Source organism: Paenibacillus phytohabitans, from assembly GCF_013141775.1.
In the GTDB taxonomy this organism is placed as follows: Bacteria; Bacillota; Bacilli; order Paenibacillales; family Paenibacillaceae; genus Paenibacillus_AQ; species Paenibacillus_AQ phytohabitans.
On record NZ_WHOB01000091.1, the window covers coordinates 15,815 to 37,299 of the forward strand.

General features: G+C 47.9%; 33 protein-coding genes. 2 read left to right on the forward strand and 31 right to left on the reverse strand.

What is annotated here, in order from left to right; translation table 11 throughout:
- Position 1: 1 nt before the first annotated feature.
- From GC101_RS30720 to GC101_RS30775, 12 genes are all read right to left on the reverse strand, one after another.
- On the reverse strand, positions 2-331 hold the full coding sequence (locus GC101_RS30720; protein WP_171720442.1) for a GPW/gp25 family protein: 330 nt from the start codon (positions 329-331) through the stop codon (positions 2-4).
- Positions 328-768, reverse strand: coding sequence for a phage tail protein (locus tag GC101_RS30725; protein WP_246354594.1), 441 nt, complete (start codon positions 766-768; stop codon positions 328-330). The genes GC101_RS30720 and GC101_RS30725 overlap by 4 nt, the downstream gene beginning before the upstream one ends.
- The gene (locus GC101_RS30730; protein ID WP_171720443.1) at positions 765-1,190 is read right to left on the reverse strand and encodes a phage baseplate assembly protein V; all 426 of its coding nucleotides are present in this window, start codon (positions 1,188-1,190) and stop codon (positions 765-767) included. Before GC101_RS30730 ends, GC101_RS30725 begins: the two co-directional genes overlap by 4 nt.
- Positions 1,184-2,215 (reverse strand): phage late control D family protein, encoded by a 1,032-nt coding sequence (locus GC101_RS30735; protein ID WP_171720444.1) that lies wholly within the window; start codon positions 2,213-2,215, stop codon positions 1,184-1,186. Before GC101_RS30735 ends, GC101_RS30730 begins: the two co-directional genes overlap by 7 nt.
- A 5-nt stretch (positions 2,216-2,220) precedes the next feature.
- Entirely contained in the window at positions 2,221-2,421 is a 201-nt protein-coding gene (locus tag GC101_RS30740) for a tail protein X (protein WP_171720445.1), read from the reverse strand.
- Positions 2,418-5,417, reverse strand: coding sequence for a phage tail tape measure protein (locus GC101_RS30745; protein WP_171720446.1), 3,000 nt, complete (start codon positions 5,415-5,417; stop codon positions 2,418-2,420). Before GC101_RS30745 ends, GC101_RS30740 begins: the two co-directional genes overlap by 4 nt.
- 149 nt (positions 5,418-5,566) lie before the next feature.
- Positions 5,567-5,887, reverse strand: coding sequence for a phage tail assembly protein (locus tag GC101_RS30750; protein ID WP_171720447.1), 321 nt, complete (start codon positions 5,885-5,887; stop codon positions 5,567-5,569).
- Positions 5,888-5,899: 12 nt separating this feature from the next.
- Positions 5,900-6,418, reverse strand: a complete 519-nt coding sequence (locus GC101_RS30755; protein WP_042217884.1) for a phage major tail tube protein — start codon at positions 6,416-6,418, stop codon at positions 5,900-5,902.
- A 13-nt stretch (positions 6,419-6,431) separates the two neighbouring features.
- Entirely contained in the window at positions 6,432-7,877 is a 1,446-nt protein-coding gene (locus GC101_RS30760) for a phage tail sheath family protein (RefSeq protein WP_171720448.1), read from the reverse strand.
- Between the two features lie 3 nt (positions 7,878-7,880).
- Positions 7,881-8,153 carry a hypothetical protein gene (locus GC101_RS30765; protein WP_171720449.1) on the reverse strand — a complete coding sequence of 91 codons (273 nt, stop codon included), beginning with the start codon at positions 8,151-8,153 and terminating at the stop codon, positions 7,881-7,883.
- Entirely contained in the window at positions 8,150-8,572 is a 423-nt protein-coding gene (locus GC101_RS30770; RefSeq protein ID WP_171720450.1) for a hypothetical protein, read from the reverse strand. Before GC101_RS30770 ends, GC101_RS30765 begins: the two co-directional genes overlap by 4 nt.
- A gap of 176 nt (positions 8,573-8,748) precedes the next feature.
- On the reverse strand, positions 8,749-9,270 hold the full coding sequence (locus GC101_RS30775; protein WP_246354595.1) for a sigma factor-like helix-turn-helix DNA-binding protein: 522 nt from the start codon (positions 9,268-9,270) through the stop codon (positions 8,749-8,751).
- A 202-nt stretch (positions 9,271-9,472) separates the two neighbouring features.
- On the opposite strand from GC101_RS30775, the gene GC101_RS30780 reads away from it, so the two are divergent.
- Positions 9,473-9,871 carry a helix-turn-helix domain-containing protein gene (locus GC101_RS30780; RefSeq protein ID WP_171720451.1) on the forward strand — a complete coding sequence of 133 codons (399 nt, stop codon included), beginning with the start codon at positions 9,473-9,475 and terminating at the stop codon, positions 9,869-9,871.
- 86 nt (positions 9,872-9,957) lie between these two features.
- Positions 9,958-10,854, forward strand: coding sequence for an ImmA/IrrE family metallo-endopeptidase (locus GC101_RS30785; RefSeq protein ID WP_171720452.1), 897 nt, complete (start codon positions 9,958-9,960; stop codon positions 10,852-10,854).
- A gap of 158 nt (positions 10,855-11,012) precedes the next feature.
- Here GC101_RS30785 and rpsI read toward each other — a convergent pair whose 3' ends face one another.
- From rpsI to rpsH, 19 genes are all read right to left on the reverse strand, one after another.
- Positions 11,013-11,405 (reverse strand): 30S ribosomal protein S9, encoded by a 393-nt coding sequence (rpsI, locus tag GC101_RS30790; RefSeq protein ID WP_042140127.1) that lies wholly within the window; start codon positions 11,403-11,405, stop codon positions 11,013-11,015.
- A 20-nt stretch (positions 11,406-11,425) separates the two neighbouring features.
- The gene (gene rplM, locus GC101_RS30795; protein ID WP_042140128.1) at positions 11,426-11,863 is read right to left on the reverse strand and encodes a 50S ribosomal protein L13; all 438 of its coding nucleotides are present in this window, start codon (positions 11,861-11,863) and stop codon (positions 11,426-11,428) included.
- Between the two features lie 233 nt (positions 11,864-12,096).
- Positions 12,097-12,876 (reverse strand): tRNA pseudouridine(38-40) synthase TruA, encoded by a 780-nt coding sequence (gene truA, locus GC101_RS30800; RefSeq protein ID WP_042140129.1) that lies wholly within the window; start codon positions 12,874-12,876, stop codon positions 12,097-12,099.
- A 178-nt stretch (positions 12,877-13,054) separates the two neighbouring features.
- Positions 13,055-13,420: a 50S ribosomal protein L17 gene (rplQ, locus tag GC101_RS30805; protein WP_019908254.1), complete on the reverse strand. Its 366-nt coding sequence runs from the start codon at positions 13,418-13,420 to the stop codon at positions 13,055-13,057.
- 41 nt (positions 13,421-13,461) lie between these two features.
- On the reverse strand, positions 13,462-14,406 hold the full coding sequence (locus GC101_RS30810; RefSeq protein ID WP_039298711.1) for a DNA-directed RNA polymerase subunit alpha: 945 nt from the start codon (positions 14,404-14,406) through the stop codon (positions 13,462-13,464).
- 131 nt (positions 14,407-14,537) lie between these two features.
- A complete protein-coding gene (rpsK, locus tag GC101_RS30815) occupies positions 14,538-14,933 on the reverse strand; it encodes a 30S ribosomal protein S11 (protein ID WP_019908251.1) in 396 nt (131 codons plus the stop codon).
- A gap of 19 nt (positions 14,934-14,952) precedes the next feature.
- On the reverse strand, positions 14,953-15,321 hold the full coding sequence (rpsM, locus tag GC101_RS30820) for a 30S ribosomal protein S13 (protein ID WP_025706577.1): 369 nt from the start codon (positions 15,319-15,321) through the stop codon (positions 14,953-14,955).
- Between the two features lie 19 nt (positions 15,322-15,340).
- The gene (rpmJ, locus tag GC101_RS30825) at positions 15,341-15,454 is read right to left on the reverse strand and encodes a 50S ribosomal protein L36 (protein WP_003322638.1); all 114 of its coding nucleotides are present in this window, start codon (positions 15,452-15,454) and stop codon (positions 15,341-15,343) included.
- A 53-nt stretch (positions 15,455-15,507) separates the two neighbouring features.
- Positions 15,508-15,723: a translation initiation factor IF-1 gene (gene infA, locus GC101_RS30830; RefSeq protein WP_018753971.1), complete on the reverse strand. Its 216-nt coding sequence runs from the start codon at positions 15,721-15,723 to the stop codon at positions 15,508-15,510.
- Positions 15,724-15,725: 2 nt separating this feature from the next.
- Positions 15,726-16,034: a KOW domain-containing RNA-binding protein gene (locus tag GC101_RS30835; RefSeq protein WP_039298678.1), complete on the reverse strand. Its 309-nt coding sequence runs from the start codon at positions 16,032-16,034 to the stop codon at positions 15,726-15,728.
- Positions 16,035-16,045: 11 nt separating this feature from the next.
- Positions 16,046-16,798 carry a type I methionyl aminopeptidase gene (map, locus tag GC101_RS30840; protein WP_171720453.1) on the reverse strand — a complete coding sequence of 251 codons (753 nt, stop codon included), beginning with the start codon at positions 16,796-16,798 and terminating at the stop codon, positions 16,046-16,048.
- 4 nt (positions 16,799-16,802) lie between these two features.
- Positions 16,803-17,447, reverse strand: a complete 645-nt coding sequence (locus GC101_RS30845; RefSeq protein WP_042140132.1) for an adenylate kinase — start codon at positions 17,445-17,447, stop codon at positions 16,803-16,805.
- A 98-nt stretch (positions 17,448-17,545) separates the two neighbouring features.
- Positions 17,546-18,844 carry a preprotein translocase subunit SecY gene (secY, locus tag GC101_RS30850; protein ID WP_039298668.1) on the reverse strand — a complete coding sequence of 433 codons (1,299 nt, stop codon included), beginning with the start codon at positions 18,842-18,844 and terminating at the stop codon, positions 17,546-17,548.
- Positions 18,844-19,284: a 50S ribosomal protein L15 gene (gene rplO, locus GC101_RS30855; RefSeq protein WP_039298666.1), complete on the reverse strand. Its 441-nt coding sequence runs from the start codon at positions 19,282-19,284 to the stop codon at positions 18,844-18,846. Before rplO ends, secY begins: the two co-directional genes overlap by 1 nt.
- Positions 19,285-19,324: 40 nt before the next feature.
- Positions 19,325-19,510: a 50S ribosomal protein L30 gene (gene rpmD / locus GC101_RS30860; RefSeq protein WP_019908243.1), complete on the reverse strand. Its 186-nt coding sequence runs from the start codon at positions 19,508-19,510 to the stop codon at positions 19,325-19,327.
- Between the two features lie 14 nt (positions 19,511-19,524).
- Positions 19,525-20,022, reverse strand: coding sequence for a 30S ribosomal protein S5 (rpsE, locus tag GC101_RS30865; RefSeq protein WP_036652980.1), 498 nt, complete (start codon positions 20,020-20,022; stop codon positions 19,525-19,527).
- Between the two features lie 27 nt (positions 20,023-20,049).
- Positions 20,050-20,418 (reverse strand): 50S ribosomal protein L18, encoded by a 369-nt coding sequence (rplR, locus tag GC101_RS30870; RefSeq protein ID WP_039298660.1) that lies wholly within the window; start codon positions 20,416-20,418, stop codon positions 20,050-20,052.
- An 84-nt stretch (positions 20,419-20,502) separates the two neighbouring features.
- Positions 20,503-21,045 (reverse strand): 50S ribosomal protein L6, encoded by a 543-nt coding sequence (rplF, locus tag GC101_RS30875; RefSeq protein ID WP_036721827.1) that lies wholly within the window; start codon positions 21,043-21,045, stop codon positions 20,503-20,505.
- Positions 21,046-21,075: 30 nt separating this feature from the next.
- Positions 21,076-21,474 (reverse strand): 30S ribosomal protein S8, encoded by a 399-nt coding sequence (gene rpsH, locus GC101_RS30880; protein ID WP_019908239.1) that lies wholly within the window; start codon positions 21,472-21,474, stop codon positions 21,076-21,078.
- Positions 21,475-21,485 lie beyond the last annotated feature (11 nt).

The following is a 21,485-nucleotide window of genomic DNA, read 5'->3' on the forward strand; positions in this document are numbered from 1 at the left end:
CCTATTCCTCCTCTGCCAGAGTATATTTCACTACAACTGCCAAACGGCCGTTAAGCGAGTTTTCTTTATCTTTGTGAAAAGAAACATCGGCTACCGAGGCGCGCGGCTCCTGTTCTGTGATGGCTGTGATGATTTCTGCGGTCAGGCGGGTTTCGGCAATGAATGCAGGCTCATCAATAATCGTGTAGTCCAAGCCAACCTCCCGGGCCAACGGAGCGCTTCCCCACGGAGTAGCAAGGATCATTCGAATATTCTGAGAAACTTCTTCCTCAACCGTTAACGGCCTGAAATTGATCAGGGTCGGTTGTGTCATATCCACGGTATACATCATTTCACATACTCCTCAAGTGAGATCGTGACCTGTGCGTCCAAAACATTGCCGATGCTGTCCAGCCTGCTCCAATCCTGGGACAACCCACTGATCACCCACAGTCCGACTCCCACATTCTTACGTCCTATGACAAGCGGCATCGCTTTACCGGCACGGTCGAGTTCTGTGAGCCTATCGAGTTCTTTACGCGGATTAAGGCCAAGCGCAGCGGAGAAATGGACCGCAAACGAAACAGAATCTGCCCCGGGTCCCACAAATTCCTTTTTGGGCTTTTGACCGATAATGTCGTGCTGTGCCCACCGGCTGGAACTGCTGCGCTTGAATTCATCTATAGTGCGAATTGCACCTTCCGCAACGACAAAAACGACCGGCCCTAAACTGCCAATCTTGTTCATTTTATATTCTTGTTGTTGGTCTGACTTAGCTATACTGCTCATCCGGTTCCGCCTCCCCCTCCATCATTAAATGCGCTGGCCGACACCTTGCCTGTTACTGTTAAATCTCCCTCTATCCTCACCCCGCCGTTACTTTTAACATTCAGTCTTTTTGCCGTACGGTCATAATAGACATAACTGCCATCCTCAAACCATACCCCCCGCTGATCCTTGCTGCCTGAAGGCTGATCATCTTCTGCAAAGTACGTTCCCAAGCAAAAACCTGCCGAACGCCCGTTATCCAGAAAAGCGCACAGCACCCTCTCGCCCGGCAGCGGTATCGCATTGCCCCTTCCCCAACCGCCCGGCGTGAGAACCGGCAATTCGTCAGAAACCATATCATCGCGGTCTGCAAAAGAAACCCTGACACTTCCCGCTACCAAATTAACTGTGGATACCTTGCCAATAAGAATCAACTCTACCACCCCAATACTTTGCGAATTTCCAGATTTGTTGTGTACCCGCTGCTTCCAATCGAATGCCTGGCGGATTCTATAATGTATTTTCCGTCAAACCGCTGCCAGCCCTTGATATTAATGGTTAGTCCCGTAGCCATCCGCATATCTCCCATGAGGGATAGGGTTCCTTTTCCGCCTTCTTTATTGCGCTCCCGAAGCCTTTTACGGGCTAGCCGCAGAGCATCGGCCTGACTATCGACTTGCTCATTGATCTTAAGCACAGGACCACTCTTCGGCGCACCTTCAGGTGTGTAAGTAGCCTTAAGGGACTCCTTCCCCTGGGAGGGAGCATAAGTGACTGTACAAGCCCGGAAAGCCGCATATGCAGTATTTAGCGAAAAGCTGTACCCGGTCACATTCGCCTCCCCGCGAACAATCGTCGCGACCGCCGCTTTTTGTTCATATTCCATTTCATCAAAAAGAACCAGGCTCCCGCCGGATACTTTAATGGCGATGCCCTCTTGAGTAGCCGTGTTCAGCAAAAAGGCCAAGTCCGACACCTCCGACTGCTCGAGACGTTCATAAGAAGGATTGTCCTGCGCCTCATAAATTAATTTCAGTTTAGCGCGTTTGGCAACTTGAGCGGCTACCGTTTTCAGATTCGTTTTCTCCCAGCTGCGCGAGCTGCGTTGCATCCGAATCTCGGAGGTAATGGGAAGTGAAATCGCCTTAATGGATATCGTGTCAGGGGGACCGTTAAAATCGATACTGTCCACCTCAAAGGTTCCCAGCGGCAGCTTCTTGATTTCCCCCGATTTTCCCCAGTTAACAGTCCGGATGGAAGCAACCAGCCGATCCCCTTCAACAGGTGCCCAAGGCCCCTGCCAATTGCGCTCCCGGTCCTCCAGCGAAACTGTAAGATCGTCCAGAGAACCGGAGGCAGCATCGTTATATTGAAAGTCAGTTAGCGATTTCGCAATATCCACCGTGACATCCTTCCCGTTATACCGAAGCTCCAGTACTGCTCTGCGTGCGTCCTGCATGGATTCCATCCGGCTCACCCCCTTCTCCATGGAGGTAATGAGCTGGAAGTGTCAGCCGGCAACTCCGGTACATTAAGCAGAATATTACTGGAAAACACACAGACCGCAGCGTGCGCCGGGTTAGCATTCAAGAGCAGGGTCATGAAGCGGGCATCTCCATATAGATTAAAAGCAATTCCATCCCACATATCTCCTTGCACGGTTCTATAGATCATTGGAAGCTCACCCGCCTCTGCTGCTGGAGCATGGCCTTGAAGCGGCGTTCAAAACCGTCCTCCGTTTGTTTCAAGGCCTCACGCAGCTGTTCGACCACAGATTTATCTCCGCCCTGGAGGGTGATACTTGGTGCCCATGTTACATGAATATCTCCATTGTTACCGGAATTGTTATTGTAGCCCATCAAATCATTTGCCTTCTCCAATAAAGATCGGGACCTGGGCTTTTGATTTAATGGAATGGCCATTTCGGGACCGGCTTCACCAAATATAGATGGAACATATGCGATTCCGCCTTCAGCGTACCCCTCAAAATCCGGATCATGCTGTGCCCAATAAATCGCCTTTCGGCCAGCTGTAGTAAGCGAATCAGGCTTCCCTTTCGATTTGATCGTCCCTTGAACCTCTCCCCATTCCTCCCCCGTGAGCTTGAAGTTCGGAATCTGTCCAGTTTGCTGCCATAGAAGCTGAACATTCACTATCTTTTCAGCAGGCAGTTTATCCACCTCATTATTAAGGCTTGCCGTATCAATCAATGCTTGATTGGTCTGTTCTTTTTGAGCAATGGACAAATCCTTGTATTTCGCTACTTGCTCTTCTAAGGTGCCTCCGAGATCAAGCTCAATCAATTTTTTTTGGGCATTGTAATAAGAGAGCATGCTGCTTTCCGCTTCTCTTTTATCACTTTCCGTTTCTTGGATTTCAGTGTACTTGTCATCAAAGGAAGTCCTATATTTTTCGTAATCTTCTTTGATCGACTCAATAGCCCAACCGCCGGAAACATTGTATTCTGTACCCTGAGCTTTATTGATTTTATCTCTTAATGCATCTATTTGTACTACTTTCTCCTTTTCGCTTCCCTTTCCATTCCAAATCTCATCAAGCTGATTTACGTACTCATGATAATCTTGAAACTTCACCTTATCACTATCATATTTAGCGTACTGCTTGGCGAGTTTTTCAGTCGTTGCTGTATATTCATCCTCCAAATCAGGTAATTTCGCCTGAGCTGAAAGTACATCATGCTCCAACTCGCGCCGGCTCATATCTTCCCGGGCTTTGGCAAGATTGCCGACAAGCCCAAGCTGATCACTGAATCTGCCATTTTTCAAGTCTTCAGCAGACAAAATATCCGGATTCATGTCAATAAGCTCTTGTTCCACATCCCTTTGCTTTCTTCTGGCTTCTTCCAATTCAGCAGCGGGAGTTTTTGCGTCCTTAAGCTTCCCTGTCAACCGGTCATATTCGGTAATTAGACCCTGGGTTTTAGTAGTCGTCTCCTCAATTCCTGCATAATTGGAATAGGATTCATCCAGCGCATCCCCCATATTCAAAAGATCCAGGCGCGCATCCTCCTGATGCTTTCTGAAGGCTATGACTCCTGCTGTAACCAATCCCAAACCTGCTACAGCTAGCCCCACAGGATTGGTTAGCATACCGAGCGCCCCGGCAATCCCTCCAGCTGCTCCGCTGGCTCCTCTGGCCGCCGTGATAATCTTGGAGAATTCCTGGACAATCTTCACTGTTTTTGTAGCCAGCATCGCAGCAGGAACCGCAAGACCGATTACCATCAGCGGCTCTTTATTGTCTGAAACCCAGCCGGTTAAGCCCTGAAGCGCGGGCATCAAGTTTTCTCCTAAGGGAACTACAAGGCTCGCCATCAGCTCCCGTCCCATTGCCGCAAACTGCTCGGAGAGCGTATTGTCTTTTATCGCCGCTACTTCCTCCATGGTCTGCCTGGTCATATCAAACTGATTGCGGGTTTGGCCAAGCGCCAGCACTGCCTTGTTCCCTATTTCCTCAAATTGAGAGCCGAACAGGGTACCGGCAAGCGCTGCTTGATGAACCGGATCCTTGATGGCCTTCAGTTTCACAATAACCTGATTCATGGCATCCTTACTGGTAATCGATCCGTCAGCCAACCCTTTAAAGAGGGTATCGCCGCTGCCCAGCGTCTTTTGCAGTTGAAGCATAGCCTTGTTGGCCGAATCGCCTCCCGCCTTCAAGTCTCCAACCAGTGCAAGGGCACCCTTTTGTCCGGCGGCCTTTACCAAATCGGCAAATTCCTTCGACTTCGTCCCGCCACTTACAAGCGCGGTGCTGAATTGATCCAGCTGCTTAGGAGCAAACAGCTCGTAGATGGCGGCCTTTGCAGTATCCGAGCCTTCTTTAACGTTTGATCCGAATTTTTTCATAATGTCGGCAACACCATCAAGCGAGTCCGCTCCATTGTCCATGCCTGCACTTAATAATTCAAACATCTCGTCGGCAGAATAACCCATCTTCTGAAAATCATCGCTGTATTTCCCTATTGCACTCAAAAGTCCGCCGGATGTATTGAGCCCCTTCTGCGCGCCTTGAGCCATCAGATTGTAGGCTTGTTCCGAGGAGATGCCGAATTTGCGCATCATAGCGTCAACTGCTTGTACAGAACCAGCTATATCTCCCTTAAAAACATCGCGGTACGTCATGGCCGTCTGCGTTGTCTTTTCCAGCTCTTCTCCTGTTTGCTGCAGGACTTGTTTCACCGTTCCTACGGCGTCTCCGATATCTTCATAGTTCTCACCATAATTCTGACTGTACAGGCTATCAGAGATATCTTTCATTCCACTCATTTCTTTGGCGCTCAACCCGGTTGCAGCCTGAAGCTGCGCCATCGCCCCGGAAGAATCATTTACAGCCGCCCATACCGCCTTCAGAGGTTCAACGGCTTTTTGCAGCATGGAGAAGTCCATTTCTTTGACTGCATCTTTAAGCTTGTCACCGAGCTTTCCGGCCTTGTCGCCTACCTCCTCAATGCTGTCATCCGCCTGTTCAGCCTCTCTGCGCAGTACATCGAAATACCCCCTGCTGACCATTTCACGCAGAACCCGGTCCAAATCCTGAATATGCTGTTCCGCTTCGCCGACAGAGCTGCGGAAAGCAGGAGTCACCAATAAATTCAGCTGAAGAATAATCTCATTTATACTGCTGCTTGCATTGCCTGTCCCTGCCATAAGTTACCTCCTTCCCTTAATCCTGGACACCCTCTCAACCCACTCCCCCAGTTCCTCCAAAGGCAAAGCGAGAAAATAAGGGATCGGAGTATGGGTAAGCATGGCCAAAGAGACGGCGATGTCTTTAATCCCATCGCCGTCTCCACAGCCTACAGCAGCAAAAAACTTTGTGCCCGCAAGGTCAGTTTTGTAAAATCCTTAGCTGAAAGTGCTCTGATCAGCCCAACGTGGACACCTGCAGCCTTTGCTACAATATAAGCCTGATAGGCTTTATTGGTCTCCTTAATCAATTCCCCGCTGGATTGCCGCGCCGATTCCACCTGATACTGACGGTCACAGATCAGAATGTCCTCACCTGTCAGCTTGTCGAAATCAATACTCAAGCTCTCAAAAGTATCGCCTTCAAATGTTACAGGCCGGGCGAAAGTATAGACTTCCGCGCCAGCCTCCTCTATATTCGTTGTCCCCATCGTGCACGCTCCTTATAGACTAAGATTCTCTTTGGTTGCAGCAAGGTAATCTACATCATAAACTTTGTGAATGTAGTTATATTTATCAATTTCCAGCACCTGAACGCCATCCAGTGTTACCTTCAAATAATTCACTGAAAAGTTGTTGGTGGTATCCATCACTGCGGCGGTCTCGAGATTCCCCAGCGTTAAGCCAAGCGGTCTTGCACGGACGGTCACCTTAAAAGGAACCTCACGGTATTCACTTGTTGCCGTGTCGAAGGTTTGAATCGAAGCCCGGAGATCCAGCGTATGGATCTTCGGTGCCAGAAGGGATGCCGCTGCCTTCTCAATGGTGCGCCACTTGAGGGCCAGACTCATCGCGCCCGTGTGTCCGGGAGAAGGCGCCGCCATTTCTCCGGCGATGCCGCCGCCTTTAATTGTATCCACCAGGTAGGTGATTTCCGGCAATGTGGCGGTTGCCGTACCCAAGTAATCCACTGCATTCAAGTACACCGAATAATCAATAACTCTTTCTGATCTTTTAGGCATATTGCTCCTCCTTTTACGCTACCAGCGCAGCTAAGTATGTTGTGTCGTATTCAAGCAGGAATGAAATCTCCTGTGCCGGTCCCGGTGGTGTGATATGCAGATGGAAGGTAACCTTGCCGGCCATCAGATCCGCCACTGGATTCTCGGACTCATTGAAGTCTACCCGTCCGCCCAGCAGTGCTCCGGATGCCGTCAGACCGTTCAGCCAAATATTCACCGAATCCGTCACTGCGGCCACCAGCCGCTTGTTCATCGGATCATCCACCTTTTGCATGTAGGTCAGAATCAGACTGTTGCCGATCCAGTTAAACATGCGGCGAACCGGAATAAAGTTGTCTTTGGGGTCAGTGGCACCAGGGTAGGCAGCAGTATGATTCCCCCAGCTCTTCCAGCCGCTCGTTCCAAGATTAAGTGCCGTTACAATCCCTGCGCTGTTAAGGAAGCTTGCCTGGTCAATCCCCAGGAACTGGCTTGTCCCATCAGACAGCACAGTCCCATCCGCTTGCAAAGACTTGTTAGAAGGCGATACAAAAGGAACACCGCCATTATTGGCATCTGTCGCGGCGATAAGTCCTGCGAGCTGTGTAGAGAAATGATATTTCTTATCGCCTAGAGTCAGCATCGGATAAGCAGCAATTTGAAGAGGAGCAGTGTAGCTGTTGTCCGCTTTCCATGTGCCAGCATCTGTATAGGACTGGGACGGATCAATATCCGTCAGTGCCATCGCCTTGAAATTCCCGTTGATATTTCCGGCTTTTGCCTTCATCACCGCAGCGACTGCCGACAGATGTGACCAGCCGGGAGCCAGCAGTAGATCCGGAAGAATGCCAAAACGCGGGTAAGCTTGATGAACCAGCTCAAAACCGGTATATTCACCGGACGACGTCACACCCCCAATAATATCCTCAGCCTCTACAGCTTCCGGATTCAGCTTGTCATAACCCACGGACAGTTGATTAACATCGGCTGCTATTGCACCTGACGATTTTGTTGTGATCATCACATGACCGTTCTCATCAAAAGCAGCCGTATAATCCTTTCCGGATACGTAGGTTGATGTACCATCTGAAGATTTGACAAGGAGTGTGGACAGCAGCACCCCTTCTGCCTGCAGAATGGCAACCCGGTTTGTTACAGCAGCTGCCGCAGGGGCAACCGTTGTCTTGTGTGTGGCCGGATCAAGCACGTTGACCAGAATCATAGGAGCTTTTTCGTACAACGCAAAATGTGAATAAATCAATTCGCTCAGTGTATATTGGGTCCAGTCCTCACTGTATCCGAAGGCAGCGACCGCTTCCGCGTAACTATATACAAGTACCGGAGTATTCACCGGCACAGCCGCTTGAGCCAAATGAACCGGGGCCGTCCCCACCGCAAAAGGAATACCGCTCGTTGCCTTTGTTGGAGCCAGAACAGAAGTCGATTGTTCAATAATAGTTACACCATGTTTAAAAGCCATATATTAAATCCCCTTCCCTAAAAGCCTTTGATAGACTGCATATTCAGCTGTTCCGACGTGAACAATACGTTCCTGCACAGCCGTCATTTCTTCTAACGGTATAATCAGTTCAGCCACATCCGGCTGTTCCTCCAGCAGCGGCAATAAATAGGTTGGAATACCCTCCCGAAAAACAGTGGATTGCAGCAGCCGCCCGCCACGCAGGTTTGGACCTAGATAAATTCGTGGCGGCTCCTGCTCATTTTGGAGATTATCTTTATTATTAATGAAGTTCATATTTGTACCTCCGGTCTAATTTGGGGCAATACCCAGGTTGTTGTAAGTTCGCCTCCCCAGACTGCTGCAGGATGCTCCTCGTTAAGCTTCATTTTCCAGCTGGCGTCCATGACGAACTGTTGGTCAAGCACTCTCTTGCGCAAAAGCAGGATGCGTACCCGCTCCATCAGATTAAGCATATCAATGAGTCCTGTGTCATCTTCGGACTGAGCTCCAAACTGTAGTTTAATTTGAATTTGCCCTTGACCAGAATCTCCTTCTCCTTCGTCCGGCCGGATCATAATTACCGGATATTCCAGGTTCCCGGCATTACTCTGCGGCAAATATCCCAGCAGGACGGGTGGTACGGGCAGCATGTCATCTGCCAATTGTTCTTTCAGAAACTTTTGGATCGCCATAATTAATAAAGTAATTGTCACTGTGCCCCTCCTTGCTCCTAGAACTCTTTCCCAAATCCACGGATCGCCTCCAAACGCTTCACCATCTTTGCAGCCACCTCCCCTTCCGGCATCAGCTGGATGATTACCGTTATTTGTCTTTCTATTTATTGGGGGCTTTCACTAGACAAACCAAATCTTTTTTATTTAAAGCCTCTTTAAATGAGGGACATATACTCATCTATAACGGAGCTAATCTTTTTTTGCGCCCGCTGAATATATTCACTTACACTGCCAGCCGAAATCTGGAGCATACCAGCGATAGCCACATGCGAGAACCCCTCACCGTTAGCCAGCATATAACACTCCTTCTCCCTCCTGCTCAACAGTCCCAGTACATATTCCAATTGAAAACGTTGATCCTCTGTTAACCCTTCTGAAGGGACCGCATTGAAGCGGCAGGTGAAGTTTTGCATAAGAATAGGTTCCAAAAGAATTTCCCGCTCATAACCCGCACGCCGTTCGATTCCGCGCTTGTTGCCCGGCCGCCGTCCACTGCTCAGCCACTCAATCACATATTCGCAGTCACTGACCATTCCGGCGATTACCTTTTTGTCATCCGCCTCCGCACTTCTGTAAAGTTGTTCTACACCTTTTAATGAAATTTGATATTCTGGAAGCAGTTTTTGCACAAAATCAGAATATATAAATTCCAGATCCTCCTGCTCTACACACTCCATGTCAATTCCCCTTTCGCCCATGTTGATTGAAATATACTCAATTTCGTATTTTAAAATCATGCTATACTCAATTTCGCATTTAGTCAAGCTTTATAACCTTTAAAGTACGAAAATGCATATTTACATTTGCCTATAAACCTTCTACAATGAACTTAATAATACGAAGTAGCGTATATAGTGATGATTTTGAGGAGGACTACATGTGCAACGGGCTGAGGTCTTAAAGAGGCTGATCGAGGAAACAGGCCTGAACACGAAGGCTTTTTCAGAAAAGGCAGGAATTCCTTATACTACACTTAGGTCAATCCTGATGCGGGGGGTAGGAGGAGCTTCTGTCGATAATGTTCTCAAAGTTTGTCGTGCTTTAGGCATTACTACCGAAGAAATGGATCGTTTGGCATTCGGATCAAGCAAAGAAGATGCTGCTCCACAACTATCGGAACTGTCTGAATTTGAAGCTTTCCTAAATAATCCTGAGCATGGACTGTTTTTCAAGGATTACCTGGACGCCCCGGATGAACGTAAACGGGAAATGTTGACCTTTTGGCAATTTATTAAAGATCTCGAAAAGAAAAAATCAGACTCTTCAGACGACAACTAAAAGCAGGAATAATCGTGGTATCAGCCAACGGGCTGATTCCTCATATCTATATATGCGAACATATATTCTTATCTCGGAGGTTTTTTATGTTTATTCATTATAAAAAAACACATCTAGAGCATTTCGTGGAAAAGCTCTACATAACCCATTCTATTCTTCAGCCGGAAGACATCACCATACAGAGGCTTTCGACTGAATTGGATATCCATATTGATTATGCTCCTGTCCGGAGCCGGGCTTATGAATCCTTATCGGGTATGCGCTTTGTACTATTGGACAACCGGACTACCCCAATGAAGCAACGGTTCGATTTTCTGCATGAGTTATGTCACATGCTGAGGCACGCCGGCAACCAAATGACACTGCCCGTTCCTTTTATCAAAGCACAGGAGGAGGATGCTGAGAAGTTTGTTCTTTATGCCACCATGCCCTTTTTCATGATTCAGTCCTGTAGCTTATCAGGAGATTACAATATCGCCATTCAGCAAATCTCAAATGTTTTTGGGGTATCCAGGGATATGGCTAAAATTCGCTTCGATCAAATTTTACGCCGTGAGTATGAGGGAGAGATGTTGCCTGGAAGGAGTGAAGAATATAATTCTGCTTCTCTTATTCAAAGGGATTCGGAACCCCCGCATGTTTTAGAGGAACCTGTGATCTTCGCTTATTACGATCCCCATAGCACATTGGATGGTCCGGATCAGCTTATTGTCTGTCTTGATCACACAACATTATCCACTCAGCATGAATGGGTTATACCCATGGAGGACAGGTTTGAGGAAATAGAGATAGATGCATTGAAGAATCTTGAACTTGAGTCTGCATCAAGAGGTGACCTGATCTGTTTTGATGGACAGCTTACCTTACAAATTCATCAGCTTGTGTATCGGCACGGATTTTCTAAAAGGAACTTTGTATTGCAGATGAGGGATATTGAGCAGATTCTTGAAGCGGATCAAAGTACGGTAAGGAGGTTCCTGTGATAAAGGATTTCGGCCAGTTATAACTGCAAAAGCAAGCTCGTGCATAATAGCATGGGCTTATTTATATCCACCGGCAACTCAATGCGTCCGTATGCGTAAAAAAGCTCCCAGCCATAAAGGCCAGGAGCTTGAGTTCCTTGTTATCAAGGAAATTGATATTAACGTTTCGAGAACTGTGGAGCACGACGAGCGGCTTTGAGGCCGTATTTCTTACGTTCCTTCATACGTGGGTCACGAGTCAGGAAGCCGGCTTTCTTAAGCGCACCGCGATATTCAGGGTCTACTTTGAGCAATGCACGGGAGATCCCGTGACGGATTGCGCCAGCTTGACCGGAAATGCCGCCACCATGTGCAAGAACGATTACATCGTAGTTGCCCAGAGTTTCAGTCAGGTTCAAAGGTTGTCTTACGATCATCTTCAGTGTTTCCACACCGAAATATTCGTCCATCTCGCGTTTGTTAATGACAATGCGTCCTTCACCCGGTACAAGGCGAACACGTGCTACCGAATGTTTACGACGACCTGTCCCATAGTATTGTACTTGTGCCATGAAACTGTCCTCCTCTATTCTTATCCGCGAAGTTCGTAAACTTCAGGTTTTTGTGCTGCATGTGGATGTTCAGCGCCTGCATATACTTTGAGTCTCAGTTTCATGTGATCCCCTTGACGAGTCTTAGGAATCATGCCGTGAACTGCGAATTCAATCATACGCTCAGGTTTGGTTTTGATCAGGTCTTCAGCAACAGTGACTTTCAAACCACCTGGGTGCATCGAGTGACGGTAGTATTTCTTGTTTTGCATTTTCTTACCGGTCAGGTGAATCTTCTCAGCGTTGATAACAATTACGAAATCTCCAGTATCAACATGTGGAGTGAATTGCGGTTTGTGTTTGCCACGGATTAGAGCAGCGGCTTCGCTTGCCAAACGGCCAAGTGTTTTGCCTTCGGCATCAATGATGTGCCAATTGCGTTCAACTTCGTTCGGCTTCGCCATATAGGTGGTACGCATGAATGTTTCCTCCTTGTTCTCGTACGAAAATCATCTGTTTCGTATATCTTGTTTCTCATTGGATTACAATTATGTGAGTTAAGAAAAGCTTGTTTGTTGGCATTTCCTTGATCGGGGCTGTGGGATAGCCATCAAGAAAACACAACTTTTATATTACAGCATAAACATGACAAGTGCAAGTGATTTTTAACTTTTCAAACACTATTTTTCATAGAAAATAATGTGCTGATCGTTTAGTTCTCATTCTCGTCATATTCTACACTCCAGAGTGCCAAACCCTTAGACACAGCCGTAGGTCCGGCCGCTGCGCGGTCACATGCCGCAAGAATTACAGGGATTCTATCCGCGCTGATCTTGCCTTGCCCCACTTGCATCAGCGTGCCCATAATAATGCGTACCATATGCTGCAGGAAGCCGCTGCCTGTAATATACGTATGGATAACACCCTGATCGGGAGACCCGGGCCGGCACATGCTGCGGTCCACCTCAAGACGTGCTTCAAATATCGTGCGTACATGCGAAGTCTTGGTAGACTTCCTGGACGCAAATGAAGTGTAATCATGGGTGCCCAGCAGCCCAGCCAACCCCTGCTCCATCGCCGGAATATCCAGCTTCATCGGATGATGATGCTGCCAGCGCCGCTGGAACGGGTCCGGGAACCGGTTGCCGTTAATCGTGTACCGGTAGGTTTTACGCTTCGCTCCTCTACGGGAATGGAAAGAGAGCGGAACCTCCCAGGCCTCGGTAACCACGATATCCTGCGGAAGCCTGGCGTTCAGAGCCAGACACCAGCGTTCCAGCGGGATCTGGGAAGAGGTTATGAAATTAAAAGGTTGGCCATAAGCGTGCACTCCTGCGTCTGTCCGTCCTGAGCCCGTTATCTTGAGCGTCTCACCGGTCAGATGAAGAATGGCATGCTCCAGCTTGTCCTGAATCGTATTGCCCTGAGGCTGGGTCTGAAAGCCATCATAATGGGTACCGTCATAATTGACTTTCATCAATAGATTGCGCATTTCATTCTCCTGTTAGTCCATAGGTTTTTCTGTTTCATAAAAAAAGAGCCCCGGCGGGAGCTCCTTCTACTCTATACAAGGTGATTCCCGCGGTTATTTGCACGGCAGGGTCAAAATGCCCTGCAGTACAATAACGTTAAATACGTAATGCGTACATCCGGAAATCATGCTTGTGAAACTACGCGCGGTCTACCAGTTCAAGATAAACCATAGGCGCAGCATCGCCACGGCGAGGTCCCAGCTTCAGGATACGAGTGTATCCGCCTGGACGCTCAGTGTAACGAGGAGCAATATCAGAGAACAATTTTTGGATTGCATCTTGTTCACCGTCTACAGTCTCACGACGAACAAATGCTGCTACTTGACGACGAGCATGAAGATCGCCCTTTTTCGCTTTTGTGATCAGTTTCTCAGCGATGGAACGAACTTCCTTCGCCTTGGCTTCTGTTGTCTGGATGCGTTCGTATAGGAACAGATCCGTTACCATATCGCGGAATAGTGCTTTGCGCGCGCTGGAATCACGGCCCAATTTTTGGTATGCCATTTGTTTTCCCTCCTTCACTCAAGTCTCAAGAAACCCTATAACTATTCTTCTGTACGGAGACCCAAACCAAGCTCCTCAAGCTTCTCTTGAACTTCTTCCAAAGATTTGCGGCCCAGGTTACGGACCTTCATCATATCTTCTTCAGTTTTCGTAGTCAGCTCTTGCACGGTATTAATACCGGCACGTTTGAGGCAGTTGTAGGAACGGACAGAAAGATCTAGCTCTTCGATGGTCATCTCGAGTACTTTTTCTTTTTTGTCTTCTTCTTTTTCAACCATAATTTCGGCGTCTTTCGCTTCGTCCGTAAGACCTACGAACAGAACGAGGTGCTCGTTCAAAATTTTGGCTCCAAGACTAACGGCTTCTTCCGGTCTGATACTGCCATCCGTCCAAATTTCAAGCGTCAATTTGTCGTAGTTAGTCACTTGACCAACACGGGTATTATCAATACCATAATTCACGCGGGAAATAGGAGTGTAGATGGAGTCAACTGGAATAACACCGATTGGCTGATCGTCGCGTTTGTTCCGGTCCGCTTGGACGTAGCCGCGACCACGGCCTGCAAAAATGCGCATGTGTAGTCTCGCTCCAGGTCCCAGCGTTGCAATATGAAGATCCGGGTTCAGGATCTCAACATCGCTATCCGCACGAATATCACCTGCGGTAACGATGCCTTCTCCTTCAGCATCAATCTCGAACACTTTCTCTTCATCCGAATGAATCTTCAGAGACAGAGCTTTAAGGTTCAGGATGATTTCCGTCACATCTTCCATTACGCCGGGAACGGTCGAGAACTCATGCAGAACGCCGTCAATTTGGACCGAAGTCACTGCGGCTCCCGGAAGGGAGGAAAGCAAGATCCGGCGAAGCGAATTCCCCAGAGTCGTGCCATATCCACGTTCCAGCGGTTCAATTACGAATTTCCCATAGGTTCCATCATCATTGGCTTCTACGGTCTCAATCTTCGGCTTTTCGATTTCTATCACGAGTGTACCCCTCCTTCAAACGTCGCTCCTATATGAAACAGTCACCCCATCAGGTGTATCATGTAGTATGCCTAAACACCTATTATTAGCAGATGCGTCAGAATTATACCACAATCACAATTCTGATTTTACTAAACGCGGCGACGCTTCGGCGGACGGCATCCATTGTGAGGAACCGGAGTAACGTCTTTAATGAGGTTTACTTCAAGGCCAGCGGCCTGAAGGGAACGGATGGCTGCTTCGCGGCCCGCGCCCGGTCCTTTAACCATAACTTCAACGGACTTCATGCCGTGTTCCATAGCTGCTTTAGCAGCAGATTCGGCTGCCATTTGCGCTGCAAATGGAGTCGATTTACGGGAACCTTTAAATCCTTGACCGCCGGAGCTTGCCCAGGAAATTGCATTTCCGTGAGGGTCCGTGATCGTAACGATAGTGTTATTGAACGTGGAACGGATATGTGCCACGCCAGACTCGATATTTTTCCGGTCGCGACGTTTCGTACGTACGACTTTTTTCGGTTTAGCCATTGTCTCTTATCACCTCTTCTTATTTCTTTTTGTTTGCTACCGTACGACGCGGGCCTTTACGGGTACGGGCATTTGTTTTGGTACGTTGACCGCGAACAGGCAATCCACGACGGTGACGAACACCGCGGTAACAGCCGATCTCAGTAAGACGTTTAATATTCAAGGAAATTTCACGACGAAGGTCACCTTCAACCTTAACCTGCTTGTCGATCGTTTCACGCAGTTTGCTGACTTCATCTTCCGTCAAATCACGGACACGTGTGTTAACGTCAATGCCTGTTTCATTAAGAATTTTCTGGGAAGTCGTTTTACCGATTCCGAAAATATAAGTCAAGGCGATCTCAACGCGCTTATCACGTGGCAAATCCACTCCAGCTATACGAGCCATTTTACGCTACACCCCCTTCTTAACCTTGTTTTTGTTTGTGTTTCGGATTTTCGCAAATTACCATAACAGTCCCTTTGCGGCGGATGACTTTGCATTTTTCGCAAATGGGCTTTACAGAAGGTCTTACCTTCATGTTAATTACCTCCTCAAAGTTTTGCGAAGCAAAACTTTTGTTGTAGTTCCCATCTATTTACGGTAAGTTATACGGCCTTTTGATAAATCATAAGGCGATAACTGCACGACCACTTTGTCTCCGGTTAGGATACGGATAAAGTGCATCCGCAATTTCCCGGACACATGGGCAAGTATTTGATGACCGTTCTCAAGCTCAACCTTAAACGTTGCGTTAGGCAACGGCTCAATGACCGTTCCTTCTACCTCAATGACATCTTCCTTAGCCACAGTTAGTCTCCTTTCTCATTAGCACTTTTTCCAGCTGGTTCCCCATACTTCATCACTGCGAACCGCAGCTTTCCGTTGGTTACCCGGCCGGTTTCTTCCAAACTATCTACAATCTCACTGCTGATGAAGGGTATGAGCTCCAAGTGCTGAATATTCTTCTTCTTTGGACTATCAAACTTGCGTTTGTCCCCGTCAGCAATATATACAAATCTGCTATCAACAACTGCGATAACAACGGCAGCCTCTCCGGCATCCTTGCCTTTGAGAATTCTCACGATTTGACCAATCTGCGGGCTGCTCCCAGTATTCACGTGAAGATCACCTACGCATTCAGTTTTGTGAAAATCTCCATGCCGTCCGGTGTAACTGCTACTGTATGCTCAAAGTGAGCGCATAGTGAACCGTCTACCGTAACGACCGTCCAGTTATCTTCCAGCGTTCTGACATATCTGTCCCCGGCGTTAACCATCGGCTCAATCGCGAGTACCATACCCGGCTTCAGACGTGGTCCGCGGTCCGCTATGCCATAGTTCGGAATTTGCGGTTCTTCATGCAGTTCTGCCCCAATGCCATGACCAACATACTCGCGGACAACGGAGAAGCCGGCGTCCTCGATGTACTGCTGGATTGCATGGGAGATTGTAAACAAGCGCACATCCGGTTTGACTAACGCCAGTCCTGCGTACAAGGAGCCTTCCGTGACGTCCAGCAGACGCTGAGCCTCAACAGAAATGCTGCCCACCCCGTAGGTCCAGGCGGAATCACCGTGATAACCGCGGTACTCTGCACCGATATCCAGCGTAACAATATCGCCTTCTACCAGTTTGCGTTTACCTGGAAATCCATGCACCAATTGTTCGTTGACTGAAGCGCAAATGCTGGCAGGAAAACCGTTGTAACCTTTGAAAGACGGCACAGCACCTTGACTGCGGATGTATTGATCGGCGATTCTGTCGAGTTCTCCAGTTGTAATACCAGGCTCTATAGCCTCAGCAATACGACGGTGACTCTCGGCAACAATTCGTCCAGCTTCCCTCATAAAGGCAAGTTCCTGTTCGGATTTACAAATGATCATTACATTAACCCCGCAATAAAGACACGATTTCGGAAGAAACGACATTGATTTCGTTTTCTCCGTTTACCTGACGCAAAAGACCTTTATCGTCATAAAATGCAAGCAGCGGCGCTGTTTTGTTATCATACTCATCCAGACGCTTGCCTACACTCTCTTCGTTGTCATCCGGACGCTGATACAATTCACCGCCATCAATGTCGCAGATGCCATCTTGCTTCGGCGGGTTGAAAATTAAATGGTAGGATGTTCCGCAAGTGCTGCAGATCCGGCGTCCTGTAAGGCGCGCCATCAGCAGTCCGCGGTCCACATTCAAGTTGATTACGTGATCTAGTGAAGTGCCGAGGCGGCTAAGGATTTCTCCCAGCGCTTCCGCTTGCGAAAGGGTTCTTGGAAAGCCATCCAATAAAAAACCTTTTTCGCAATCGGACTGCTGCAGCCGTTCTTCAACGATTCCAATAGTCACATCATCAGGTACAAGCAAGCCTTGTTCCGTGTAAGATTTAGCTTTCAGCCCGATTGGAGTTCCCTGCTTGATCGCCAAGCGGAAAGCATCTCCAGTCGAAATATGCGGAATACCAAGTTCCTTCACTACTACAGCGGCTTGTGTTCCCTTGCCTGCCCCAGGAGGGCCCATGAATAAAATGTTCACGATTCTCTTCTCCCCCCAAAAGTTCGCCACCAAGCAAGAAACAGCACAATAGGTACCGGGAAGTTTAAAACCCTAGGTACTTCACCGGAACCTATCGCCTATTTATTGATGAAGCCTTTGTAATGGCGTTTGATCAATTGGCTCTCGATCTGCTTCATAGTATCCAATGCCACACCGATTACGATCAGGAGAGCAGTACCGCCGATCTGTACTTGCTTCGGCAGACCGGATAGTGAACCAAACAATACTGGCAGCACAGAAATGAGTGATAGGAACAACGCACCGGACATAGTCAGACGCGACATTACTCTAGTCAAATATTTCTCTGTAGCCTTGCCTGGACGAATCCCCGGAATGTATCCGCCATTCTTTTTCATATTATCAGCCATTTGCTGCGGATTCATCTGGACAAACGTATAGAAGAACGTAAATCCAATGATCATGATTACATAAAGAACCATGCCGAGCGGCTTCGTATGATCCAGATTCTGCGAAACCCATTTGGCCCAAGCGAGATGTGGCCAGATACTTGCGATAACGATCGGGAATTGAAGCAGTGAAACGGCGAAGATAACCGGAATTACACCAGCCGCATTAATTTTAAGCGGAATGTGCGTATTCTGTCCACCGTACATTTTGTTACCGACTACGCGTTTGGCATATTGTACAGGGATCTTACGGATACCTTGTTGAACAAAGATAACCCCGACAATAATCGCAACAACCACAATCAGTACAATAACGACTTTAAGAATATTCAGGAACATCTGATCCGGCTGAATAAAGCTTGATTGAGCCGTAGTAGTGATATATCCCGGAAAGGCGGCGACGATTCCCGCAAAAATTAGGATGGAAATCCCGTTTCCTATACCCTTTTCAGTGATCTGCTCACCTAACCACATCAGGAACGATGTACCCGCCGTCAGTATGATCGCAATGAGCAGGTAATCCGCAAAGGTTGCATTTGGAATCATCTCAGTGCCATAAATCCGGTTAAACCCGATAGATGTGGCAAACGCTTGAATCAAACCTAGCACTACAGTGCCGTAACGCGTAATTTGCGCCAGTTGTTTTTTCCCGTGCTCCCCTTGCTTAGCCCATTCGGCAAACTTAGGGATAACATCCATCGAGAGCAATTGCACTATGATGGATGCTGTAATGTACGGGTAAATACTGATCGCAAAAATCGAGAAGTTTTTGAGCGCTCCGCCCGAGAAGGTGTTCAAAAGACCCATCAAAGCGTCTCCGCCCTGATTTGTTGATTCCAGTACTTCTTTGTTCACACCGGGAACCGGTACAAACGAACCGATGCGGTAAATGATCAGAACGAACAGGGTGAACAGGATCTTTTTGCGCAAATCTTCAACATGCCATATATTCTTAAGCGTCTTGAACATTAGATCACCTCGGTTTTACCGCCGGCAGCTTCGATTTTCTCTACCGCAGATTGAGAGAACTTATTTGCTTGTACAGTCAATTTAACAGCCAGTTCGCCATTGCCGAGAATCTTAATGCCGCTCTTAGTGTTGCTGACAACACCAGTTTCAAGCAACAGTTGTGGAGTCACTTCTGTTCCTTCAGCAAAGCTATTCAGATCTTCCAGGTTCACAATCGCGTACTCTTTACGGGTAGGATTGATGAAACCACGTTTAGGCAGACGACGATAGAGTGGATTTTGTCCACCCTCGAAGCCTGGACGCACACCACCGCCGGAACGGGAGTTTTGACCTTTGTGACCGCGGCCCGAAGTTTTACCGTTCCCGCTACTTGGACCACGACCAACGCGGTTGCGTTCTTTGCGTGAACCAGGAGCTGGAGCAAGTTCATGTAACTTCATCGTTTGCACCTCCTTATGTTTGTTAATTTATGCGAGGCAATTAGCCTTCAATTTCAGTAACGGATAGCAAGTGACTCACTTTGTTGATCATTCCGCGAATTGCAGGAGTATCGTTGTGAACCACGGACGAGTTGGTTTTGCGCAGGCCGAGCGTCTTAACAGTAACACGTTGTGTTTCTGGACGTCCGATCACACTGCGTACGAGGGTAATTTGCAACTTTGCCATTGACGTTCCCCTCCTTAACCGCGTAATTCTTCGACAGATTTGCCGCGAAGCTTCGCGACCTCTTCAATGCGTTTCAGACGGGAAAGTCCCTCTAAAGTAGCATTGACCATGTTCATGGAATTCGAAGAACCCAAAGATTTTGTCAAGATGTCGCCAACGCCTGCCAATTCAAGTACCGCACGAACTGGACCACCAGCGATAACGCCGGTACCTTCGGATGCTGGTTTCAGCAGAACGCGTCCTGCGCCGAAATGCCCAGTAACCAAGTGAGGAATCGAAGTTCCTACGATTGGAATGTGGATCAGGTTTTTCTTGGCGTCTTCAATGCCTTTACGGATGGCATCCGGAACTTCGCCGGCTTTACCGATACCCGCACCGACATAGCCGTTGCCGTCGCCCACAACAACAAGTGCGCTAAAGCTGAAACGGCGTCCGCCTTTTACAACTTTTGCAACACGGTTAATGTGCACAACTCTTTCTGTCAGTTCTAAACTGTTCGGATCTACACGCAAGTCGTTAACCTCCTTTTAAGAAATATTCTAGAATTCAAGACCAGCTTCGCGTGCTGCGTTAGCCAAAGCCTGAATCCGTCCATGGTACAAGTATCCACCGCGGTCAAATACAACCACTGCATAACCTTTTTCTTTAGCGCGCTCAGCGATCAATTGACCCACTTTGCCTGCAGCTTCAACGCTGCCGCCATTTCCGATTGTAGCACTCAATTCTTTATCCAGTGTGGAGGCAGCTACGATAGTAACGCCTGTCACGTCATCGATCAATTGAGCGTAGATGTGTTTCGAAGAACGGAATACGTTCAAACGTGGACGCTCAGTAGTCCCCTGGATCTTCTTACGAACACGCAGGTGTCTTTTGAGACGAGCCTTGTTTTTATCCTCTTTTGTAATCATGACTTCCCTTTCACTCCCTTCAGTTTGCCGTAAACAGCTTCACTTTAAGATGCACGGGGTATCTTACAATTAAGGTAGAGCTGGTTATTTCTTCTTACCAGCTTTACCTTCCTTGCGGATGATACGCTCGCCTTCATATTTGATACCTTTACCTTTGTACGGCTCTGGTTCACGTACGGAACGGATTTTGGCAGCATAAGCGCCTACGCGTTCTTTATCGATACCTCTAACGATGATCTTCGTGTTCGCAGGAACATCGAACTCGATTCCTGCTTCCGGTGTAATTTCAACCGGGTGGGAGTAACCAACGTTCAGTACGATTTTATCTCCGGATTTGCTTGCACGATATCCGACCCCAACCAGCTCCAGAGATTTCGAGAAACCTTCAGTCACACCACTCACCATGTTGTTGACAACGGAGCGGGTTGTGCCGTGAAGTGAACGATGCAATTTGTTGTCCGACGGGCGAACAACAGTGATTTCGTTATTTTCAACTGTAATCTTCATGTCTTTATGAAGCTCACGAGTCAAAGTGCCTTTAGGACCTTTTACTGTAATAACGGCGTTGTCCAAAGTGACATCTACACCGCTAGGTACTGCGATTGGTTTGCGACCAATACGAGACATGTGTTGCACCTCCTTATCTTGTGACGTTTATTACCAAATGTAGCAGACAACTTCTCCGCCGGATTTTGATTGACGAGCTTCTTTGTCGGTCATAACTCCCTTAGATGTGGAGATAATCGCGATTCCCAGACCACCGAGTACACGAGGCACTTCATTGCTCTTCGTGTAAACGCGAAGACCTGGTTTACTGATTCTTTTCAGACCAGAGATAACGCGTTCCTGGTTCGGGCCGTATTTCAAGAAAATACGGATAATCCCTTGTTTGCTATCTTCAACGAATTCAGCATCACGGATGAAACCTTCACGTTTCAAGATGTCCGCGATTTGTTTCTTCATAGTAGAAGCAGGCATTTCTACTGTCTCGTGACGCACAGTGTTGGCGTTACGAATACGAGTAAGCATATCTGCAATAGGATCAGACATAGTCATGTGTGTAAACC

Bases quoted from the DNA above. Each gene is read 5' to 3' on its own strand.
- GC101_RS30720 (WP_171720442.1), bottom strand. From the start codon at position 331: ATGATGTATACCGTGGATATGACACAACCGACCCTGATCAATTTCAGG.
- GC101_RS30725 (WP_246354594.1), bottom strand. From the start codon at position 768: ATGAGCAGTATAGCTAAGTCAGACCAACAACAAGAATATAAAATGAAC.
- GC101_RS30735 (WP_171720444.1), bottom strand. From the start codon at position 2,215: ATGGAATCCATGCAGGACGCACGCAGAGCAGTACTGGAGCTTCGGTAT.
- GC101_RS30740 (WP_171720445.1), bottom strand. From the start codon at position 2,421: ATGATCTATAGAACCGTGCAAGGAGATATGTGGGATGGAATTGCTTTT.
- GC101_RS30745 (WP_171720446.1), bottom strand. From the start codon at position 5,417: ATGGCAGGGACAGGCAATGCAAGCAGCAGTATAAATGAGATTATTCTT.
- GC101_RS30750 (WP_171720447.1), bottom strand. From the start codon at position 5,887: ATGGGGACAACGAATATAGAGGAGGCTGGCGCGGAAGTCTATACTTTC.
- GC101_RS30755 (WP_042217884.1), bottom strand. From the start codon at position 6,418: ATGCCTAAAAGATCAGAAAGAGTTATTGATTATTCGGTGTACTTGAAT.
- GC101_RS30760 (WP_171720448.1), bottom strand. From the start codon at position 7,877: ATGGCTTTTAAACATGGTGTAACTATTATTGAACAATCGACTTCTGTT.
- GC101_RS30765 (WP_171720449.1), bottom strand. From the start codon at position 8,153: ATGAACTTCATTAATAATAAAGATAATCTCCAAAATGAGCAGGAGCCG.
- GC101_RS30775 (WP_246354595.1), bottom strand. From the start codon at position 9,270: ATGGAGTGTGTAGAGCAGGAGGATCTGGAATTTATATATTCTGATTTT.
- GC101_RS30785 (WP_171720452.1), top strand. From the start codon at position 9,958: ATGTTTATTCATTATAAAAAAACACATCTAGAGCATTTCGTGGAAAAG.
- rpsI (WP_042140127.1), bottom strand. From the start codon at position 11,405: ATGGCACAAGTACAATACTATGGGACAGGTCGTCGTAAACATTCGGTA.
- rplM (WP_042140128.1), bottom strand. From the start codon at position 11,863: ATGCGTACCACCTATATGGCGAAGCCGAACGAAGTTGAACGCAATTGG.
- truA (WP_042140129.1), bottom strand. From the start codon at position 12,876: ATGCGCAATCTATTGATGAAAGTCAATTATGACGGTACCCATTATGAT.
- rplQ (WP_019908254.1), bottom strand. From the start codon at position 13,420: ATGGCATACCAAAAATTGGGCCGTGATTCCAGCGCGCGCAAAGCACTA.
- rpsK (WP_019908251.1), bottom strand. From the start codon at position 14,933: ATGGCTAAACCGAAAAAAGTCGTACGTACGAAACGTCGCGACCGGAAA.
- rpsM (WP_025706577.1), bottom strand. From the start codon at position 15,321: ATGGCTCGTATAGCTGGAGTGGATTTGCCACGTGATAAGCGCGTTGAG.
- rpmJ (WP_003322638.1), bottom strand. From the start codon at position 15,454: ATGAAGGTAAGACCTTCTGTAAAGCCCATTTGCGAAAAATGCAAAGTC.
- map (WP_171720453.1), bottom strand. From the start codon at position 16,798: ATGATCATTTGTAAATCCGAACAGGAACTTGCCTTTATGAGGGAAGCT.
- secY (WP_039298668.1), bottom strand. From the start codon at position 18,844: ATGTTCAAGACGCTTAAGAATATATGGCATGTTGAAGATTTGCGCAAA.
- rplO (WP_039298666.1), bottom strand. From the start codon at position 19,284: ATGAAGTTACATGAACTTGCTCCAGCTCCTGGTTCACGCAAAGAACGC.
- rpmD (WP_019908243.1), bottom strand. From the start codon at position 19,510: ATGGCAAAGTTGCAAATTACCCTCGTACGCAGTGTGATCGGACGTCCA.
- rplR (WP_039298660.1), bottom strand. From the start codon at position 20,418: ATGATTACAAAAGAGGATAAAAACAAGGCTCGTCTCAAAAGACACCTG.
- rplF (WP_036721827.1), bottom strand. From the start codon at position 21,045: ATGTCTCGTATTGGTCGCAAACCAATCGCAGTACCTAGCGGTGTAGAT.
- rpsH (WP_019908239.1), bottom strand. From the start codon at position 21,474: ATGACTATGTCTGATCCTATTGCAGATATGCTTACTCGTATTCGTAAC.